The following is an 18,717-nucleotide window of genomic DNA, read 5'->3' on the forward strand; positions in this document are numbered from 1 at the left end:
GGGGTGCGAGCCGATGGCGAAGTTGACGAGGATCGCGCTGGAGGGCCGCTGAGCGGCGTCAGATTGTTGGCACGATCCTTGCCCCTATCCTACTCGAAAGCCCTCCACGGGGCGCGAAGCGGCCTGTGACCGCAAATCCGAGCGCAGCGGAGGAAGAGATGATTTGGGTTTGGTTTTTGGATGACAGAAGTGTCACCCCTTGTCTCAAGGGATCAAAGACCGCCTCGAACGGCCGAAACTCCGCCTTCGGCGTCTCGGCCAGCCAGCGGGCGAGCCCCCTCGCCTCCTCGTAGAACGGCGCGACGAGGGCTGTGAGCTTCACGGTGAGACCGAGATGCATGCCGCGGCCTGAGCGCAGGATCTCCAGCTCGACATAGCCGAAGCGCACGAGGTCGACGAGGTAACGCCGGATGGTGCGCGTCGAGCGCGCCATGATGTTGCCGGCGGTGCCCTTGGTGATGCTCGTGACGCGGCCCTTGCCGCAGCGCGCCCTGAGCACCTGGAGGAAGGCCTTGGCGTTCGGCGTCAGGCGGTCGTCGCGCGCCGCCGTGGTCGCCATGGCTTGCGCATACTGGCGGCTGTCGTTCGGCGAGGAGCGCTCATGGCGCGGCCGGGCGATGGGAGGCCGCGGCGCACCCGCTCTGCCCTGCAGAGCTACACCGGATGACGGCTTCGCCGGCACGGCGCCGATCGCGGCCGAGCGGCGCTGCGCCTCGGCGACCGAAATCAGCCCGGCGCGTTGCTCGCGCCAGATCTCGGCGCGCGCCGCAAAGTCCGGGTGCGGAGCCTCGGACACGCCCTGCACGAGGGCAAAGAGGTCCGTTCCGGCGTCCGCGCCTGTTTCCAGGGCGCGCGTCGGCACGGGCACGCGTCGAGGCGTGCGGGATCGTTCGTCCGTCATGGTCCCTTCCTTGCGCGAGGCAAAGCAAGGCCGTGGCGGGAAGCCGCGTTTTCATTTGACGATGAGGACGGAGAAGGCTAAATCAAAGGACAGCGACGTACCTTTGAAACAGGCTCCAGGCGGCTCCCGCTTCGGGGCCTTTTTCTTTGCGTTATCGCGTCTCCTGGTGATTAAGCGGTGCCCACATCAGACGGCGCGCTGAGGAAGCGCTGCGGCGTCTGCAGGTGCAAAAGTAGCAAGGTCTATCCGGGCGATGATCGCCCGTATGACCTCAGACCGGGAAGCGAACCCACATTCGCGTTTCACCTTGTCGAGAGCTGCGATCTCATCCTGATGAAGGACCGCTTCAATCGGTGTCAGCCCCTCGGCGCGCCGACGCGCACGAATGCGGGCATTGTCCTGGGCTCGGCTTCGTAATTCAGGCATGACACGACTCACTCGGGATGCACCTAGGTGCGAGACTAGGTGACTCAGGGAGGCAACGCCATCCCATGTTGGGCTTCATTGCAAAGCTACGGGCAAGCCTCAGCATTCATATCGACCACTTATGCTATCTGGTAGCTACCAAGATTTTTATATGGTAGCTATCGGATATCCAATCTCTGCGTGCGACGTGTAGCCATCCAACACGTCAATTTTAGCTGGTAGCTATCAGTTATCGTCTATATGCTTTTTGTTTTGTGACCATTCCGAGGAGGCGACGATGCCTGTCATCGCATTTGCAAACCCCAAAGGGGGGGCAGGGAAAACCACTTCAGCGCTGCTGCTTGCGACCGAACTCGCCTCAAAAGGAGCGCAGGTAACTGTGATCGACGCAGACCCGGAGCGATGGATTTCTCAATGGGGAAAGCTTCCAGGCAAGCCTGAAACCGTCACGATCATCTCCGACGTTAGCGAGGACACGGTGGTCGACCTGATTGAGGCTGCCGAATTAACGGCGCAGTTCGTCATCGTGGACCTCGAAGGTACGGCGAGTCTGATGGTCTCAAACGCGATTGGCATGGCTGATCTCGTCGTCATACCTATCCAAGGCTCATCAATGGACGCGCGAGGGGGCGCCAAAACCATTAAGCTGATAAGAAACCAAGAGAAAATGTCTCGTCGCAAAATCACGCATGCGGTCGTTCTGACACGGACCAGTGCTGCGATCACGTCGCGAGCTCTTAAAAATGTTTCGCAACAGCTTCAGGCTGGCGGTATAGATATATTCAAGACGGCTATCGTTGAACGCGCAGCTTTTCGTGACCTGTTCGACTACGGCGGAACACTGAGTACGCTTGATCCTGCGCTGACAAGCAATCTTGATAAGGCAATGCAGAACGCTCGTGAGTTCTCCGGTGAGATCATTGCCCGACTAAAGGCGGCGGTTGCTGCGAAAGCGGCTGCATAATGACCATGAAGGAACGTGCCCCTCTAGGTTTTGGCGATGAGTTGGACAGTTTCGATCCTTTAACTTGGACAAACCCGAAGGCCCCAAGCGATAAGCTCAAAGCTGCTGACACAAGGAAGGCGGCTGAAGCGGCTGGTTTTCGTAGCCGTGAACCTCATGAAGAGACCGCTCAAACGCCAAAAATGCAGCGCCGTCGACGAACGGGTCGAAACGTCCAATTCAACATTAAGACGAAACAAGAGGTCATCGACGCCTTCGTCGCGGTCGCTGACTTAAAAGGGTGGGGGATTGGCGAGACGTTTGAAAAGGCAACGGAGCTGCTTATCCAACAGCATAAATCAGCATCCAAATAGGATATCTGATAGCTACCAGATACCGTATTCGCGTTCGTCGAGCCTGTTTGCCATTGGTGGCAGAATACTCTTGAACGAACTATCGAAGCCACTACTGACGATTGGGATGGATGTCCTGCATTCTGTGAGCCATTCCGGTTCGGCAGAGCTGATATTCTGCATTCTGGGTAGATTCCTGCCTGTAAGCTTTGGGGTGAGACTTAAGACAAGCAGCCACTATCTGATGACGTCGGTCTGACGCACCGTGGAGATGCCGATTGGGCGGGATGATGCAGATTGCCGACCTTCGCGAAACTGCGGAGCACTGCGATGCGGTTGCCCATCGTATCTGGAATGCCTGGTGGCGAAGCAAGGGAACCGGTCCGTTACATTCGAGAACGGGTAGCTGAGAACCTCATCTCGGCGAGCATTCCTTCCGCAGTGGTCGCATACGTGAATGGGCGATCTGTCGGCACACCGTCCGTGATCGAAAGCGATCTGGAGGAGCGATACGACCTATCGCCTTGGGTTGCTGCGGTCTGGGCGGATCAAGGTAACTGTCCGGTGAGCGCTGGGCTCAGTTGAGGACGCAGCATTTCTTGTACTTTTTGCCTGAACTGCAGGGGCATGGGTCGTTGCGGCCGACCTTGCCGAAGCTTGAGATCGGGGCGTGGACGCCGGTGGCGTTGGCGAGGTGCCATGCGTTGAGGGCGAGGACCCAGCGCGGGATAAGATCGGGCGCGGTGTCGTCGAAGGCGTGGACGGCTTCCTTCGGCAGGGTGCCCTCGTCGCGGGCGATGGCGACGAGTTGGAGAAGCCCGGCGAGGGCGACGCGGGCCTCTTCGTCTCCGCTGGCATCGATCGCGGACCAGCTCGACGGCTTCAAGTCGACAGCGCGGCCGAAGCCATCGGCCCACAGTTCCCACAGGACCTCGTCGGACCGCGGATCTTCGTCGAGGACCGGCGTGTAGGTCGGCTTGGCGACGGCGAGGCCCTTGGCGACGACATTGTAGTGCTCCATCACTGCGCCGATTGTCGCCTGGGCGTGGCCCATGTCATCTAACACGGGTTGGCTTTCCTCGTCATCGTCACGGCTCCAGACCTGCGGCAGCCACTGGCTCGGGACGACGAGGTCGGGACAAACGAGGAGACCGGCGAGGTAGCCGTCGAGTTCGCTGACGAGCATTGGTCCGTCGTCGTCGGGTAGGTTGAGAAGCAGGCGGTCAAGCTTGCGCAGGCGCGGGGGAAGTCGGGACATCGGGTCTGGCGTTCCAGGGCAGGAGTTCGTCGATCCAGCGAGCCGGATGATCGTGGATCCGGGCAAGGACATCGCGTATGCTCTTAGCCGACAGACGCATGCTTGCATGCGCCGCCGATAGCCGAGTATGTCTTAGGCATTGTTAACGAGAGTGTCGGGCGAAAACCCATCGGCTTCGAAGGGATGAAAGTCCTCCTGCACGCGCCGTGGTCCAATACGTCGAGCGGTAGTGCGCGACAACGCGGCCCGGCATCGCAACTGATAGTCGTGAGATTCACCTCGTCATGTTGGCTCCACGACCTTAGCGCCGCTTAGCGCGATGACGATGGTGCCGAAGCCGTGCTTGTCGGTGGTCAGAACTTTGCGTCCTTCGAACACCGCGATCAACGGCCCCGGCGGCGGTCCCAAGTGAGGCAGGCTTCAATAGGTTCTCCGTTCAAATTGATAGCGGCTTCTACCTAATCCACTAGATGAAGGCGATCAGATGCTGCGCTGCAGGCGTAATCCGACTGTGAATGGAATTTGATCACCGGAGCAAAACAAACAGGCTTGCATGTTTTGATAAGGGGTTCATTCTCTCTTTTATCGGAGAATGATCGTGCAACGAACCCAAGATCAGAAAAGTGCCGACACTCGTCGCCTCCTCATGGAAGCGACCATTCGTCTTCTGCTGCGGCATGGGTTCTCGCGACTGACGACGCCGGACATCTCGCTTGAAGCCGGGGTCTCGCGAGGAGCGCTGACGCATCATTTTACGTCGAAGGAGGAGCTGATCGCTTCGGCGCTGGAGTTCCAACTCCGGCTGGTCATCGTCGAGATGAAGTCCTTCGTCGAAGATTCGATCGATCGGCTCAATCCCTCTGATCTCGTGGTCGACTACCTGTGGAACCTGATGACCGATGGCCTTTACTACACGACGCTCGAGTATTTGCCGGAACTGCGCCATAACCCCGGCTTCAAAGCCCGAATGATCCCGGTGGTCAGGGAGTTCCATCTCGCACTTGACGAGGTCTGGTCGACCTTGGCCCAGCCGGAGGGCATCGGTCCCGACCGCGCCCGCGTGATGCTGAACGCCACGATGTGCCTTATTCGGGGCATGGTGCAGCAGACCATCGTGCGCGACGACGCCGACTACTTCCGCGAGATTCTCGCCTTCTGGAAGGCGAGCCTTCGCACGCTGCTGCATCAGGGCATGCCGCCCGTCTCCGCAAAGCCCACTTCCCAGACCGCAGGACAAGATTTCCCGTGACCGCCATTCTTCTGAAGAACGCCCGCATCGTCGACGGAACGCAGGACCGCCCCTCCGACGCCGTCGATGTCCTCGTCGAGGGCCATTACGTGCGCGAGGTCGGCTCGGCGCTCGCCTCCGGCACCGCCACGGTCGTCGATCTCGGTGGCCGGACGCTGATGCCCGGCCTCGTCGACTGCCACGTCCACGTCATCGCCTCGACGCCCGATCTCGGCGCCAACGCCGAACTGCCCAACTCGCTGGTCGCGCTGCGCGCCGCCGGCATCATGAACGCCATGCTGATGCGCGGCTTCACCACGGTGCGCGACCTCGGCGGCGCCGACCACGGCCTCGTTCAAGCGGTGGAGGAGGGCGCGATTGCGGGGCCGCGGCTCGTGATCTGCGGCAAGGCGCTGTCGCAGACCGGCGGGCACACCGACTATCGCGGCCGCAACCATTCGCGCTCGGTCGCCTACTACAAGGACAGGCTGGGCACGCTCGGCCGGGTCTGCGACGGCGTCGACGAGGTGCGCCGGGCCTGCCGCGAGGAGATCAAGGCCGGCGCACAGTTCATCAAGCTGATGGCCAATGGCGGCGTCTCCTCGCCGACCGATCCGATCGCCTTCCTCGGCTTCTCGCGCGACGAGATCCTGGCCGCGGTGGAGGAGGCCGGCAACGCGCAGACCTATGTCGCGGCGCATCTCTACACCGACGAGGCGATCCGCCGAGCTCTCGAATGCGGCGTCGTGTCGATCGAGCACGGCAATCTCGTGACGGCGCAGACGGCCGCGCTGATCAAAGAGAAGGGCGCCTTCGTGGTGCCGACCAACGTCACCTTCCATCGTCTGGCCAAGGACGGCGCCGGGCTCGGCCTGCCGCCCGAGTCCGTCGCCAAGATCGAGGACGTGCGGGGCGCCGGGCTGGACGCGCTCACCATCCTGCACGAGGCGGGGGTGACGATGGGCTACGGCTCCGATCTCCTGGGCGAGATGCATGCCTTCCAGTCCGACGAGTTCGTGCTGCGCGGCGAACGCCTGCCGGCGATGGACGTGATCCGCTCGGCGCTCGGCGATGCCGCCCGGATCGTCGGCATGGAGGGTCTCGTCGGCACGCTCGCGCCCGGCGCCTTCGCCGATCTCGTGGTGGTCGACGGCGATCCGTTGGCCGACCTCTCGCTGCTGACCGGCCAAGGCCGCCACATGCCGCTCATCATCAAGGACGGCGCGGTCGTCAAGCAGTCCGAGCGCTTCTGATTCTCGCGGCGCCGGCCGCTTCTCATCCCTCCCGAACAAGGTGACAGACATGAAGCTCGACAGACGTCAGGCCCTGCAGATGATGGCCGCCGGAACGCTCGCGGCGGCGATGCCGCGGACCGCGCTCGCACAGGGCGCCGAGTACCGGATCGGGGCGCTTTGCCCGATCACCGGGGCCGGCTCGACCTTCGGCACCGGCATGCAGAAGATGATCGTGGCCGCCGCCGCCGAGATCAACGCTGCCGGCGGCGCAGCCGGCCGCACCCTCACGGTGTTCCAGGACGACACGCAGACCCAGCCGCAGGCCGCGGTGCTGGCTGCCAAGAAGCTCCTCGAGGTCAACGAGGTTCAGGCGATCCTCGGCACCTGGTCGTCGGGCGTCTCGCTGGCGGTGATTCCGCTGTGCAACGATGCCGGCGCCATTCTGATGAACACCTCGGGCGCCCCGGCGCTCTCGGTGGCTCCGGCCAACGCCAAGCATCTTTCCTACCGGTTCCAGGCGACCAACGACCGCTTCGGCCGCGCCTTTGCCGAGATCGCCAAGCGCGAGGGCTTCAAGAAGCCGGCGACGATGGCCTTCAACAACGCCTCCGGCATCGGCAACACCGAGGGCTTCGCCAAGGCCTGGAAGGCGGACGGGGGCACGGTCGAGAAGGTCGTCGTCTACGAGCCGAACCAGCCGAGCTACCGCTCCGAACTGCAGAGCGTGCTCGACGGCGAGCCGGACGTCATCGTCATGGGCTCCTACGTTGCCGACACCGCGATCATCCTGCGCGAGTGGTTCCAGAGCGGCGCGACGAACAAGTTCATCATTCCCCGCTGGGCCTTCAACGTCGACACGGTCGCCACGCTCGGTCCCGAGGTCATGGCCAACGTCATCACGGTCGAGAGTGTCGCCAACGAAAGCTCGCCCGCCTTCGCCGCCTTCGACGCGCTCTATCGCAAGGAGATGGGCGAGCCCGGCACGGCCAACAACTACGCGGCGATGACCTACGACATGACGGTGCTGCTCGCACTCGCCATCGAGGCCGCCGGCCCCGGTGCCGACAACGCCGCGATCAATGCCAAGATCGTCGAAGTCTCAGGACCGGACGGCGAGGTCGTGACCTCGTTCGCGGCCGGCCGCGACGCGCTGAAGGCCGGCAAGTCGATCAACTACGACGGCGCCTCCTCCGTCCTCGATCTCGACGCGTTCGGTGACGTGACGCCGGATTTCGGCGCCTTCTTCTTCGAGGGCGACGCCTTCCAGCGCCGGTACGTCGTCCAGATCTGACGACGCCCCCGAAGCGCGTGTCGGCCCGTCGCCAGACGGCCGGCACGCGTCCGCCCTCGCCGCCGTTCCGGCCTCCTCCATCCTGTCTGCGGGATCCATGACCAGCTTCTTCGATCTGCTCCTGTCCGGGCTGATGTCCGGCCTGGTGATCGGGCTCGGCGCGCTCGCCGTCACGCTCGTCTTCGGTGTCGCCCGCTTTCCCAACGCAGCGACGGGCGACGTCATGTCGCTCAGCGCCTATGCGGCGCTCGCCGCGGCGGGGGCGACCGGTTCGATGGTCCTCGGGGGCGCCGGCGCGCTTCTCGCCGGCATTCTCCTCAACGTCGCGCTCTACCTCCTCGTCTTCCGCAAGCTCGCCGACCGCCGCCCGGTGATGTCGCTGCTCGCCTCGATCGGCGTCGGCTTCATGGTCCGCGCCGGCCTCGGCCTCGTCTACGGGCAGCAGCCGCAGGTGTTCCGGATGCCTTTGACGCGCCCGATGATGCTCTTCGACATGCGGATCCAGCCGACAGATCTGAAGCTCGCCGGTGTCACGATCGTCACGCTCGTCGCGGTCTTCCTCATCCTCGAGAAGACGTCGATAGGCCGGCGCATGCGCGCCGTCTCGGCCGACCCCTCGCTCGCGCGTGTCTCCGGCATCGATCCCGTGCGCGTCATGCTCGCCCTCTGGGCGCTCGCCGGCGCCGTGTCGGCGATGGCCGGCCTCATTCTCGGCATGAAGACGGTGGTGACGCCCGACATGGGCTGGAACATGCTGCTGCCGTCCTTCGCCGCGGCCGTTCTCGGCGGCATCGGCCATCCGCTCGGCGCCGTGGTGGCGGGCGTGCTGCTCGGCGTGGTGCAGGAGCTCGCCACCCCGTTCGTCGGCTTCACCTACAAGATCGCGGTCGCCTTCGCCGTCCTCATGCTCGTTCTTCTCGTGAGACCTCGCGGCCTGTTCGGCCGCCAGGATGGAGCCCGCTGATGGAAGCCTATGTCCTCGCCGTCGCGATCTTCGTCGCGATCTACGCCCTGTTGACGCTCGGCCTCAACCTTCAGTACGGGCTCACCGGCCTCACCAATTTCGGCCTCGTCGGCTTCTTCGCCATCGGCGCCTATGCCTCCGCCATTCTCTCGACGATGGGCTATCCCATCCTGCTGGGCTTCGCGGCGGGCATGCTAATTTCGGTCGCCGCCGCCTGGCCGATCGGGCTCATCGCACTGCGGCTCCGCGACGACTATTTCGCCATCGCCACGCTCGGCTTCTCGGAGGTGGTGCGCGTGGCGATCATCAGCGAGGGGGAGCTGACGGCCGGCGTGCAGGGCATTCCCGGCATTCCCCGCCTCTTCGCCTTCGCCGAGGCGCGCACCGCCCAGCCGCTGCTCGTGCTCGGCACGCTGCTTCTGGTCAATCTCGCGGTGGTGCTGGCCATGCGCCGCATCGTGCGCTCGCCCTTCGGCCGCATCATCGGCGCGATCCGAGACAACGAGGAGGCGGTGAGCGCCCTCGGCAAGGATCCCGCCCGCTTCAAGACGCAGGTGCTGATGGTCGGCGCGGCCCTCTCGGCGCTCGGCGGCAGCTTCTATGCCCATTACGTCGGCTACGTCACGCCCGACCAGTTCATCCCCCTCGTCACCTTCCAGATCTGGATGGCGATGATCCTCGGCGGCGCCGGCAAGATCTCCGGCGCGGTGATCGGCACGCTCGTGCTCATGCTGCTCCTCGAAGGCTCCCGCTTCCTGCCGGACGTCCTGCCCTTCGTCTCCGGCGCGGCGATGGCCGAGATCCGCATCTTCGCGGTGGGCTTCGCCCTCGTCCTCTTCACCCTCTACCGCCCGCAGGGCCTCATGGGAGACTTCACCAAGCGATGAGTCTCGACGTCCGCCATCTCGTCAAATCCTACGGTGCCGTGCGCGTCACCGACGACGTCACCTTCAGCGTGCCAGCCGGCGATCTCGTGGGGCTGATCGGACCCAACGGCGCCGGCAAGTCCACGCTGTTCTCGATCGTCACCGGCTTCCTCGACGCCGATGCCGGCGAGGTCTCGTTCGACGGTCGGCCGCTGCACCGCGTGTCGGCCAGCGAACGGGCGCGGCGCGGGCTGGTGCGCACCTTCCAGGTGCCGCGCGAGTTCTCCCATCTCAGCGTGCGCGAGAACCTGATGGCCGCTGCGCCGGCCCAAGCCGGCGAGACGCTCAGTTCGCTGTTCCTCGCCCCCGGCCGCGTCCGGCGCGAGGAGGCCGCGCTGCGCGAGAAGGTCGACGGGCTTCTCGGTTTCCTGAACCTCGCGCGCGTCGCCGAGGTTTCGGCGGGCCAGCTCTCGGGCGGCCAGAAGAAGCTGGTGGAACTCGGCCGGGCCCTGATGACGGGCGCGCGCACCATCCTTCTCGACGAGCCCTTCGCCGGGGTCAATCCGGTGCTGATCGAGGAGATTTCGGAGCGGGTTCGCGAGCTCAACGCGCAAGGCATCGGCTTCCTCGTCATCGAACACGATCTCGGCGCCCTCTCGCGCCTCGTCACCACGCTGCACGTGATGGACCGCGGGCGGCTCATCGCCAGCGGCCCGCCGGCCAAGGTGCTCGCCGATCCGCTCGTGCGCGAAGCCTATCTCGGAGGTCTGTCATGAGCCTGCTCGCGATCGAGGCCCTCACGGGGGGCTATTCCGAGGTCGACATCCTCAACGGCATCGACGTCGCCGTCGATGCCGGACAGGTCGTCACCATCGCCGGCACCAACGGCGCCGGAAAGTCGACCTTGGCCAAGGCCGTGGTCGGCCTGCTGCCACGCGTCGGCGGGCGTATTCTTCTGGAGGGCGCCGTTCTCGCCTCGATTCCCGCCGAGAAGCGCGCAAGTCTCGGCGTCGGCTACGTGCCGCAGGTCGCCAACGTCTTCGCGCCGCTGACCGTCACCGAGAACCTCGAGGTGGTGGAGGGCGTCCGGGATCGGAAGGCCCGGATTGCGGAACTCTTCGCTCTGTTCCCAGCGCTGGCCGAGCGTCGCAAGGCGCGGGCGGGAAGCCTGTCGGGCGGCGAGCGCCAGCAGCTCGCCTTCGCCCGCGCGCTGATGACGCGCCCGCGGCTCGTCGTCCTCGACGAGCCGACGGCGGCGCTGTCGCCCGCCCTCGTCGAGGACAGCTTCCGGCGCATCGCCGGGCTGGCCAGGGAGGGCACGGCGGTGCTTCTCATCGAGCAGCGCGCTCGACAAGCTCTGGCGATCTCGGATGTCGGCTACATCCTCGACATCGGCAGGGTGGCGTTGAAGGGACCGGCCCGTGCGCTTCTCGACGACGAGCGCGCCGCCAGCCTCTATCTCGGTCAGGCCCATTAAGGCCTTCACGACGGTTCCGCTTCATATGCTGAAAGGCACAACCCGCCCAACGGCCTTTCGGCCTGTGGGGAGCAGCAATTTTATTGGGGCAGCGACGAGCCGATGATATTGTCCGGTCGGCTCCCAGCGCTCGACCAAGAAGGTGTCCAGTTCGAAGGCTTTCCTTTAAGCCGGAGCACTTCCCACGACACGTCGCGAAGGCGTGGGCCGACGGGTCTCAGCAAGCGCGCGTGGGGTGGGCGAGGGCACGCCGAAGAGATCCGTCAGGAAGGGCTGATACCGTCCATTGGTTTGTCTTCCTCCATCCTCATAACCCGCTTCAGCGAATGACCTCGACCTTCACGCCGGCGGCCTTCGCAATCTCCTTCCAGGCGCGATCGCTCGTGAGGGCTGGCACACCCAGGTTCTTGGCGAGTGCGAGGCAGAACCGATCCCCCAGCGACAGGCCGACGTCCTTCGACAGGGATCGCAGACGGGCCGCCTCCTCGGCGACCTCCTGACCCACGGGGACGATCGCGATGTCGAGATCGGACAGATCCTGAACCGCCTCGTCTGCACCCAGGCCCCGATCGATCAGCTTGGATAGAACCTCGGTGTAGTTGACGACGGACATGCTGGCGTCACCGAGCCGGGCTTCGACCTTGTCGGAGCCTTTCTCGGAAAAGAGCAGACAGAGAACGGCGGACGCATCGAGGACGCAGGCCATCAGCTACTCCTTCGTCGCTTCCTGACGCCGCTCGGCGATCAGCTCATCCGCCACCGATCCCAATTCAGGTGCATAGTCACGCAGCTTCTCCTGAAGACGCCGCAACGCAGAGCGGGCGGGGCGGATGCGAATCTCTTCGCCATGCAGTTCCATCAGAACGGTATCGCCCTTCTGCAACCCCATCGACTTGCGAAACGCTGCCGGCAGAATAACCCGCCCGCCTTCGACGATCTTGCCCTTGGCTGCCGGCATGGCGAGAACCCTTAGCTGCGCTATATGACTGCAAAGCAGAATGACATACTTTATGCCAGAAAGGCGTAATGGTGCATAGACCGAAGCACACGCGCTCTCCTACCAGACGTCAAGTGTAGGCTCCATGGCCTCCCGCAGCCGAGTGACATGCTCTCAAATGATCGGTTTAGCGCAGGGTCGGCCACGGCTGCTCGTAAACTATCTACCGCTGGTATCGCGCATGCGCTATAAATTCGGCACGTTTCCGAGCAGGCTTGAGCCCGAATGTCCCGACTTTTTGCCTACGTTCGCGTCTCCACGAACGGCCAAACCACCGACAACCAGATCGGCGAGATCCGGGCGGCTGGTTTCGAGGTCCAGGTCCGTCGGGTCGTTTCCGAAACCGTCTCCGGTTCGCTCGCCGCCAAAGATCGCGAGGGCTTCCGCAAGCTCCTCGATCGGATGGAGGAGGGGGACATCCTCGTCGTCACGAAAATGGACCGTCTCGGGCGCAACGCCATGGACGTGCGGGCCACGGTCGAGCTACTCGCCGAGATGGGCGTCAAGGTTCACTGCCTGGCGCTGGGCGGCGTCGACCTGACGAGCTCGACCGGCCGCATGACCATGAGCGTCATCAACGCCGTCGCCGAGTTTGAACGCGATCTCCTGATCGAGCGCACGCACGCCGGACTGATCCGGGCGACGGAGCAGGGCAAGGTGCTCGGCCGCCCTGCCAAGCTGTCGGCGGAGCAGAAGCGCGTCGTTCGCGAGCGCCTGGGGGAGGGGACCTCGATCTCGGCGCTGGCTCGAGAGTTCGCAGTCAGTCGATTGACGATCCAGCGGGCGAGAGATGGAGCCCCAACCGCGATAGAACCCGACGGATAGAGCACCCATTGAGCATAAAGTGGAGGATCCGAGCGACCTTTCGAGCGAAGCGATTTCAGGTCTTTAGATGGCGCATATATCGGGCGCTATATGGTTGACCGAACTGGAAAGCGACCGAGCCTGGAACCGGCACACGTTTTGCTGCTTCGTCTCTCATCGAACGAATGGAGATGGGCTACTTCCGGGCGTCCGCTCCCTCCAACGCCCGAGACCGGACGGGGTGGAAAAGAGACGATCGGCTTTTCGCCGCAACGTAGTGGAAGCCGCCATTTCGGTCTTAGCGAACATGGCGAGGCCACGTTGCGCGGGAGAGTGTGAGCCTCTCCCGCTCCCCTGCGGAATCCATACGAGTTAATTTCGTATGATTGCCGCGTAGGAAGGGCAACGCGGCAATCGCTTGTCTTGGATAGAAACCAGGCGGCCTTACGCGTAGTAGTCGGGTGCCTTCTTGAAGGTCGGCCAAGCGTCCGGGTCGTGACCGGTGACGACCGTCGCGCCGACCTTCTCGGCAAACGCGCGCAGCTTCTGAACGGAGCGAACGGTATCGACCGTGGAGGCCAGGAAGCCCGGCAGCGCCTTCTCGTCCCAATGGTCGAGCGTATAGGCGGCGTCGATCGTCAGGAGCATGGGATTGGACTGCGGCAAGCGCACGAGGAACGACTGGTGACCCGGCGCGTGGCCCGGCGAGAAGATCGTGATGAGCGTGCCATCGCCATAGACGTCGTAATGATCGTCCGCCTCGCCGTTGAGGAACTGCCATTTCAAACCGGGCTTGTCGAAATCCTTGCGGATGTAGCCGCCCCCTGCGAACCAATCCGGCGTGAAGGCATATTCGTATTCGGTGCGCTGGACGATATGGGTGGCGTTGGGAAAACGCCCGATCGCGCCGGTGTGGTCAAGATGGAGATGCGACTGGGCGACATAGCGCACGTCGGCCGGGTCGAAGCCCAGCGACTTGATCTGGTCGACGCAGCCCTGGTCCTTCTCCAGCACCGGCCAATACACGTCGCAGATGCCGCCCCAATGTCCGCGCGGGTCGCTCGCCACCTCGATGGCGTTGCCGCCGTCGATGATCGTGTGTCCCTTGGGGTGAGTGATGAGGAAGAAGGGCACGGGGATTTCATAATCCGCGCCGTCGCCCTGGTTCATCTTGATATTGTGAACCTTGCACTTCAGAGTTCCCGACTGAAGCATATAAAGCCTGATGTCCGTCATTGGTTTCCTCCTCTGGATAGCTGCTGGGCCTGGTCGAGATCGGGCCGCGGGTCAAAAGGCTTCGGTGTAGAGGCGCAGCGCGTCGGCCTCCGTGACCTCGACCGGATTGTTCACGAGAAGCCGCGTCTGCTTCATCGCATCCGTGGCCAGACGTGGCAGGCTGTCTTGCGAAACGCCTGCGTCGCGCAGGCGGCGTGGCGCGCCGCTCTCGTCCATCAAGGCTTGCATCGCGGCGACGAAGGCGTCGGAGCGCGTCAACGTATCTCCGGTTCCCGGAACGCCGATCACGTCGGCCAGCTCGGCATAGAGCGGCGCGGCCGCGGCGGCGTTGAAGCGCAGCACCGGCCCCAGCATCAGCGCGTTAGAAAGCCCGTGCGGGATGTGGTAGTGGCCGCCCAGCGGGTAGGCTAGTGCATGGACAGCCGCCACCGGCGAGTTGGCGAAGGCTTGGCCCGCCAGCATGGCGCCGAGCAGCATGGCCTCGCGCGCCTCGCGGTTCGAGCCGTCGCGGCAGGCCGCCACGAGGTTGGTCCCCAGCAGTCGCAGCGCTTCGCGCGCCAAGGCGTCGGAAAGCGGGTTCTTCTTGTGCCGGCCCGTATAGGCCTCGATCGCATGGACCATGGCATCGATGCCGGTGGCCGCCGTATGGATCGCCGGCAGGCCCACGGTCAGCTCACCGTCAAGCACCACGTAGTCGGCGTAGAGCTGGGGAGAGACGACGCCCATCTTGGTGGTCTCGCCGGTGGTCAGAATGGAGATGTTCGTGACCTCCGACCCCGTGCCAGCCGTGGTCGGCACCAGGACCAAGGGCAGGCGCGAGCCCGTGACCTTGCCGATGCCGTAGAGTTCGCTCAAAGGCTGCTCGGACACGGTAAGAACGGCCGCGAGCTTGGCCACGTCCAGCGAGGAGCCGCCGCCAAGACCCACAACGATGTCGCAACCCCCGGCTTTGGCGCGCGCCACGGCGTCGAGCAGAACGGCCTCCGGTGGATCGGCCACCACGGCGTCGAAGACCGTGACGGTGAAGCCGGAGGCTTTAAGATCGGCCGTGATCGGGGCGATGAGCCCAGCCTTCACCAACCCGGCGTCGGTGACGAGCAGCAGGCGCCGCGCCGCGAACCGCTCGGCCAGACGCTGGCCAAGACGCTGCGCGCCCGACCATTCGACCTGAATGGCCGGCACGGTGCGAAATTCGAAACTCTCGATGGTCATGAACTACCTCCCAACCATAGGCCAAGCGCCTTCCCAGCTAGTTTGGGGCTGAGACGAGCGCGCGCCCGAAGCAAGCGATGCCGGTCCGGTGCGTCTCAGCGCAGAGCCGAGCACCAGTATTTGACCTCGAGATATTCCTCGATGCCGTGATGGGAGCCTTCCCGCCCGAGGCCGGACTGCTTGACGCCGCCGAATGGGGCGACCTCATTGGAGATCAGGCCCGTGTTGTGGCCGACCATGCCGTATTCCAGCGCCTCGGCCACGCGCCACGCTCGCTTGGCGTTCTCGGTGTAGAAGTAGGAGGCAAGACCGAACTCGGTGTCGTTCGCGAGCGCGATCACCTCTTCCTCGGTTTCGAAGCGGAAGAGCGGGGCGACCGGGCCGAAGGTTTCCTCGCGCGCGAGGCGCATGTCGGATGTCGCGCCTGCCAGCACGGTCGGCTCGAAAAACAGTCCGCCCAACGCATGGCGCTGGCCGCCGGTGACAAGACGAGCGCCCTTGGCGAGGGCATCCGCCAGATGGCTTTCGACCTTCTCCACCGCCGCCTCGTCGATCAAAGGGCCGATCTGGACGCCGGGCTCCGTGCCGCGCCCGACGGGAAGCGCCGCCACCTTGGCTGCCAGCTTCTCGGCGAAGGCGTCAAACACGCCAGCCTGGACATAGAGCCGATTGGCGCAAACGCAGGTCTGGCCGGCATTGCGGTATTTGGAGGCAATCGCCCCCTCCACTGCGGCGTCGAGATCGGCGTCGTCGAAGACGATGAAGGGCGCGTTGCCACCGAGTTCCAGGGACAGTCGCTTGATGGTGGGCGCGCACTCGGCCATCAAAGTGCGCCCGACCTCCGTCGAGCCTGTAAAGGACAGCTTGCGCACCACGTCGCTGCCAGTCAGCACACCGCCGACGGTGCGCGCCTCGCCTGTCACGATCTGAAGAACGCCGGCAGGAATGCCGGCCTCCTTCGCTAGAACGCCCAGCGCCAGCGCGGTCAACGGCGTCTGCTCGGCGGGCTTGACGATCATGACGCAGCCTGCTGCCAAGGCCGGGGCGGCCTTGCGGGTGATCATGGCGGCAGGAAAGTTCCAGGGCGTGATGGCCGCGCATACGCCGACCGGCTGCTTCAACACCACCAGCCGCTTGTCGGCCTGCGGTGCAGGAATGACCTCGCCGTAGACACGCTTGGCCTCTTCCGCAAACCACTCGATGAAGGACGCGGCATAAAGAACCTCGCCTCTCGCCTCAGCCAGCGGCTTGCCCTGTTCGGCCGTCATGAGCGCGGCGAGATCGTCGGCATGGGCGACGATCAGCTCGAACCAGCGACGCAGAATCTTGGCTCGCTCCTGCGCGGCGAGCCCCGACCACGACTTGAAGGCCCGGCGCGCCGCCTCGACCGCCTGCTCGACCTCCGCCGCAGCGAGCGAGGGAACGCGCGCGATCAACGAACCATCGGCCGGGTCGTGAATTCCGATCGTTGCGCCGCTGGAGGCGGTCGACCAAATCCCATCGATCAGGCAAGATTCACGCAGAAGCTCGGGGAAGCGAAGCTGAACCAAAGGAACCCCCTGCCAACGAAGCCTCTTAGTTCATTTAGTTGAACTAAGTTCCGTACCATGAACCGAGATTGTTCCTCTCAATAGGAAATGTCAATTCCATGTCGGAGTTGTTCGAACCCCGAACGGCCGGTGCCACACCGGCGCTTCGCCGCGCGATCGAGGTGCTCGATCTCTTGGAAAGCACGTCGGAACCGCTCGCGGCGGTTGATATCGCGCGCGAACTGGGCCTGCCGAAAAGCTCGGCCCATGGCCTTATCGCGACCATGATGGAGTTCAATCTGGTGGTTCGTGGCGCCGACGGGCGGTTTCGGCTCGGGCCCAGACTGATGCGCTGGGCGAGCGGCTTTCTTAGTCAGACCAATCTCACCGGCGAATTCCAGCGCTATTTAACCGGCGAAACCAATCTCAACGCTCACACGATCACTTTGACGATTCTGGACGGACGGGAGGTGGTCTATGTCGCGTGCCGGGACAGCGGCGATCCGCTCGGCCTCACCTTTCGTATCGGAATGCGCCTGCCTGCGCCCTACACGGCGACCGGCAAGGCGCTTCTGGCCGCAATGCCGGCTGGCGACCTCGATCGTTTGTTCGCCGACCCGAAGAACTGGCCCGCGCCCTTGACGCCGCTGGGTGTCGGCTCGCTCAATCAGTTGCGCCAGGAACTCGATCTCGTGCGTCGGCGCGGCTACTCGATTGATGATGGGCAAGTCCGCGAGGGCATGATCTGCCTGGGCGCGTCGATCCAAGACCATTCCGGCTGCGCTATCGCCGGCATCGCCGTCAGTCTCATCCGCAATCAGGCGAGTACCCATACTCTGGATAAGCTTGGAGCCGACATTCGAACCGCAGCCGACGCCATCGCACGCCGACTCGGCAATTGACCCTCATACGAATGCCCAAGGTCGGCGACATGCTCGTCAAATCCAGCGTGTCGGGCTCTGTTGCGAATAGCCCATCGGGCCGCAATGATCCCGTTCTGTTCCAATCTCAGGCGACGAACACCTGAAACAGCCGTCCGATGAAGCGGGCCTCAGATCCGCCGGCGAGGCTGTCGACCATCGAGCGGAATTGCCCCTTCCGGAACATCCGCATCGTCTCGAAGCCGCGGATAGCGTTGTGAGCCGTCTTCTGGGATTGAAAGCCACGCACAGGTCGGATCCGCTGTTTGAGCTTCCCATGATCGGACTCGAGCCGATTGTTCAGGTATTTGATCTGCCGGTGCTGACAGGTCGCCGCGAGCCGCCCTTCTCGCCGTAGTGAAGCGATCGCTTCGTTGTAGGCCGGGTTCTTGTCTGTCGAAATCACCGAAGGCCTGTTATGCGGCGACCGGTTCAATGCCTTGACGAGGAAGCGTTTGGCCGCCTTTGTCGTCCGTTTTTGCGACAGCTGGAAGTCCAGCGTTTCGCCCCGATCGCCGATCGCGCGGTAGAGGTACATCCACTCACCCCGGACCTTCACGTAGGTCTCATCGACGTACCAGCTGCCGCTATTGCGGTTCCGGCACCACTGGACGCGGCGGTCCAGCTCGGGGGCGTAGTGCTGGACCCAGCGGTAGATCGTGGTGTGATCGACCGATAGGCCGCGCTCGGCCATCATCTCCTCGAGGTCGCGGTAGCTCAGCGCGTAGCGGCAGTACCAGCGCATGCACAGGAGGATGATGTCGGGAGCGAAGTGCCGGCCCTTGAACGCCAAACTCATGCCCGAGCCCTCGCTGTCCGCCGTCTTCAGAGCTACAGGCTCTCACTGCCTTCGCATCTTTGCAACAGAGCCAAGCGATCGCCTGGGGGAGGGGGCCTCGATCTCCGCGCTGGCTCGAGAATTCGTGGTCAGCCGTCTGACGATTCAACGGGCGCGGGACGGAGCAGTACCCGCGACGCTACCTGATGGGTAGCTTTGCTCGCGGCTAGGCTCAATCGTTAGGGACCGCTTTGTGCCCTTTGTTACCATCCTATGCGACGGACCGAGACCCCGAAAGC

General features: G+C 64.0%; 19 protein-coding genes. 11 read left to right on the top strand and 8 right to left on the bottom strand.

Features of this window, described 5'->3' with window-relative positions; translation table 11 throughout:
- Positions 1 to 58: 58 nt before the first annotated feature.
- The gene (locus tag GGR04_RS20340) at positions 59 to 862 is read right to left on the bottom strand and encodes a helix-turn-helix domain-containing protein (RefSeq protein ID WP_312857498.1); all 804 of its coding nucleotides are present in this window, start codon (positions 860 to 862) and stop codon (positions 59 to 61) included.
- Between the two features lie 742 nt (positions 863 to 1,604).
- Here GGR04_RS20340 and GGR04_RS20350 point away from each other — a divergent pair.
- Positions 1,605 to 2,291, top strand: a complete 687-nt coding sequence (locus GGR04_RS20350) for a ParA family protein (protein WP_183201951.1) — start codon at positions 1,605 to 1,607, stop codon at positions 2,289 to 2,291.
- Positions 2,291 to 2,644, top strand: coding sequence for a stability/partitioning determinant (locus GGR04_RS20355; protein ID WP_183201952.1), 354 nt, complete (start codon positions 2,291 to 2,293; stop codon positions 2,642 to 2,644). The genes GGR04_RS20350 and GGR04_RS20355 overlap by 1 nt, the downstream gene beginning before the upstream one ends.
- A 556-nt stretch (positions 2,645 to 3,200) precedes the next feature.
- Here the strand turns inward: GGR04_RS20355 and GGR04_RS20360 are convergent.
- Positions 3,201 to 3,881, bottom strand: a complete 681-nt coding sequence (locus tag GGR04_RS20360) for a UPF0149 family protein (protein WP_183201953.1) — start codon at positions 3,879 to 3,881, stop codon at positions 3,201 to 3,203.
- 646 nt (positions 3,882 to 4,527) lie between these two features.
- Here GGR04_RS20360 and GGR04_RS20365 point away from each other — a divergent pair.
- The 7 genes from GGR04_RS20365 (at position 4,528) to GGR04_RS20395 (ending at position 10,942) form a co-directional block, all read left to right on the top strand.
- Positions 4,528 to 5,130, top strand: coding sequence for a TetR/AcrR family transcriptional regulator (locus GGR04_RS20365; protein WP_183201955.1), 603 nt, complete (start codon positions 4,528 to 4,530; stop codon positions 5,128 to 5,130).
- The gene (locus tag GGR04_RS20370; RefSeq protein ID WP_183201957.1) at positions 5,127 to 6,362 is read left to right on the top strand and encodes a metal-dependent hydrolase family protein; all 1,236 of its coding nucleotides are present in this window, start codon (positions 5,127 to 5,129) and stop codon (positions 6,360 to 6,362) included. Before GGR04_RS20365 ends, GGR04_RS20370 begins: the two co-directional genes overlap by 4 nt.
- Before the next feature lie 49 nt (positions 6,363 to 6,411).
- Complete coding sequence (locus tag GGR04_RS20375) at positions 6,412 to 7,635, top strand: ABC transporter substrate-binding protein (protein WP_183201959.1); 1,224 nt, start codon at positions 6,412 to 6,414, stop codon at positions 7,633 to 7,635.
- Between the two features lie 97 nt (positions 7,636 to 7,732).
- Positions 7,733 to 8,599 (top strand): branched-chain amino acid ABC transporter permease, encoded by an 867-nt coding sequence (locus GGR04_RS20380; protein WP_183201961.1) that lies wholly within the window; start codon positions 7,733 to 7,735, stop codon positions 8,597 to 8,599.
- Positions 8,599 to 9,486: a branched-chain amino acid ABC transporter permease gene (locus tag GGR04_RS20385; RefSeq protein ID WP_183201963.1), complete on the top strand. Its 888-nt coding sequence runs from the start codon at positions 8,599 to 8,601 to the stop codon at positions 9,484 to 9,486. The genes GGR04_RS20380 and GGR04_RS20385 overlap by 1 nt, the downstream gene beginning before the upstream one ends.
- On the top strand, positions 9,483 to 10,241 hold the full coding sequence (locus GGR04_RS20390) for an ABC transporter ATP-binding protein (protein ID WP_183201964.1): 759 nt from the start codon (positions 9,483 to 9,485) through the stop codon (positions 10,239 to 10,241). The genes GGR04_RS20385 and GGR04_RS20390 overlap by 4 nt, the downstream gene beginning before the upstream one ends.
- Complete coding sequence (locus GGR04_RS20395; RefSeq protein ID WP_183201966.1) at positions 10,238 to 10,942, top strand: ABC transporter ATP-binding protein; 705 nt, start codon at positions 10,238 to 10,240, stop codon at positions 10,940 to 10,942. Before GGR04_RS20390 ends, GGR04_RS20395 begins: the two co-directional genes overlap by 4 nt.
- A gap of 319 nt (positions 10,943 to 11,261) precedes the next feature.
- Here the strand turns inward: GGR04_RS20395 and GGR04_RS20400 are convergent, their stop codons facing one another.
- Both GGR04_RS20400 and GGR04_RS20405 read right to left on the bottom strand, forming a co-directional pair.
- Positions 11,262 to 11,648 (bottom strand): type II toxin-antitoxin system VapC family toxin, encoded by a 387-nt coding sequence (locus tag GGR04_RS20400; protein WP_183201968.1) that lies wholly within the window; start codon positions 11,646 to 11,648, stop codon positions 11,262 to 11,264.
- Positions 11,649 to 11,651: 3 nt separating this feature from the next.
- Positions 11,652 to 11,900 carry an AbrB/MazE/SpoVT family DNA-binding domain-containing protein gene (locus GGR04_RS20405; protein WP_183201971.1) on the bottom strand — a complete coding sequence of 83 codons (249 nt, stop codon included), beginning with the start codon at positions 11,898 to 11,900 and terminating at the stop codon, positions 11,652 to 11,654.
- Positions 11,901 to 12,164: 264 nt separating this feature from the next.
- Here GGR04_RS20405 and GGR04_RS20410 point away from each other — a divergent pair, with 264 nt between their 5' ends.
- Complete coding sequence (locus GGR04_RS20410; RefSeq protein WP_183201973.1) at positions 12,165 to 12,764, top strand: recombinase family protein; 600 nt, start codon at positions 12,165 to 12,167, stop codon at positions 12,762 to 12,764.
- A 423-nt stretch (positions 12,765 to 13,187) separates the two neighbouring features.
- On the opposite strand, the gene attM is transcribed toward GGR04_RS20410, so the two are convergent.
- The 3 genes from attM to GGR04_RS20425 all read right to left on the bottom strand — a co-directional run bounded on the left by attM (position 13,188) and on the right by GGR04_RS20425 (position 16,741).
- Positions 13,188 to 13,979 (bottom strand): AttM family quorum-quenching N-acyl homoserine lactonase, encoded by a 792-nt coding sequence (gene attM / locus GGR04_RS20415; RefSeq protein WP_183201974.1) that lies wholly within the window; start codon positions 13,977 to 13,979, stop codon positions 13,188 to 13,190.
- 51 nt (positions 13,980 to 14,030) lie between these two features.
- Positions 14,031 to 15,191 (bottom strand): iron-containing alcohol dehydrogenase, encoded by a 1,161-nt coding sequence (locus tag GGR04_RS20420; protein ID WP_183201976.1) that lies wholly within the window; start codon positions 15,189 to 15,191, stop codon positions 14,031 to 14,033.
- A gap of 95 nt (positions 15,192 to 15,286) precedes the next feature.
- Complete coding sequence (locus GGR04_RS20425; RefSeq protein WP_183201978.1) at positions 15,287 to 16,741, bottom strand: NAD-dependent succinate-semialdehyde dehydrogenase; 1,455 nt, start codon at positions 16,739 to 16,741, stop codon at positions 15,287 to 15,289.
- A gap of 98 nt (positions 16,742 to 16,839) precedes the next feature.
- Between GGR04_RS20425 and GGR04_RS20430 the strand changes: the two genes are divergently transcribed.
- A complete protein-coding gene (locus GGR04_RS20430; protein WP_183201980.1) occupies positions 16,840 to 17,622 on the top strand; it encodes an IclR family transcriptional regulator in 783 nt (260 codons plus the stop codon).
- A 106-nt stretch (positions 17,623 to 17,728) separates the two neighbouring features.
- Here the strand turns inward: GGR04_RS20430 and GGR04_RS20435 are convergent, their stop codons facing one another.
- Positions 17,729 to 18,439, bottom strand: a complete 711-nt coding sequence (locus GGR04_RS20435; protein ID WP_183201982.1) for an IS6 family transposase — start codon at positions 18,437 to 18,439, stop codon at positions 17,729 to 17,731.
- Positions 18,440 to 18,717 lie beyond the last annotated feature (278 nt).

Source organism: Aureimonas pseudogalii (assembly GCF_014196835.1).
Taxonomy (GTDB): Bacteria; Pseudomonadota; Alphaproteobacteria; order Rhizobiales; family Rhizobiaceae; genus Aureimonas; species Aureimonas pseudogalii.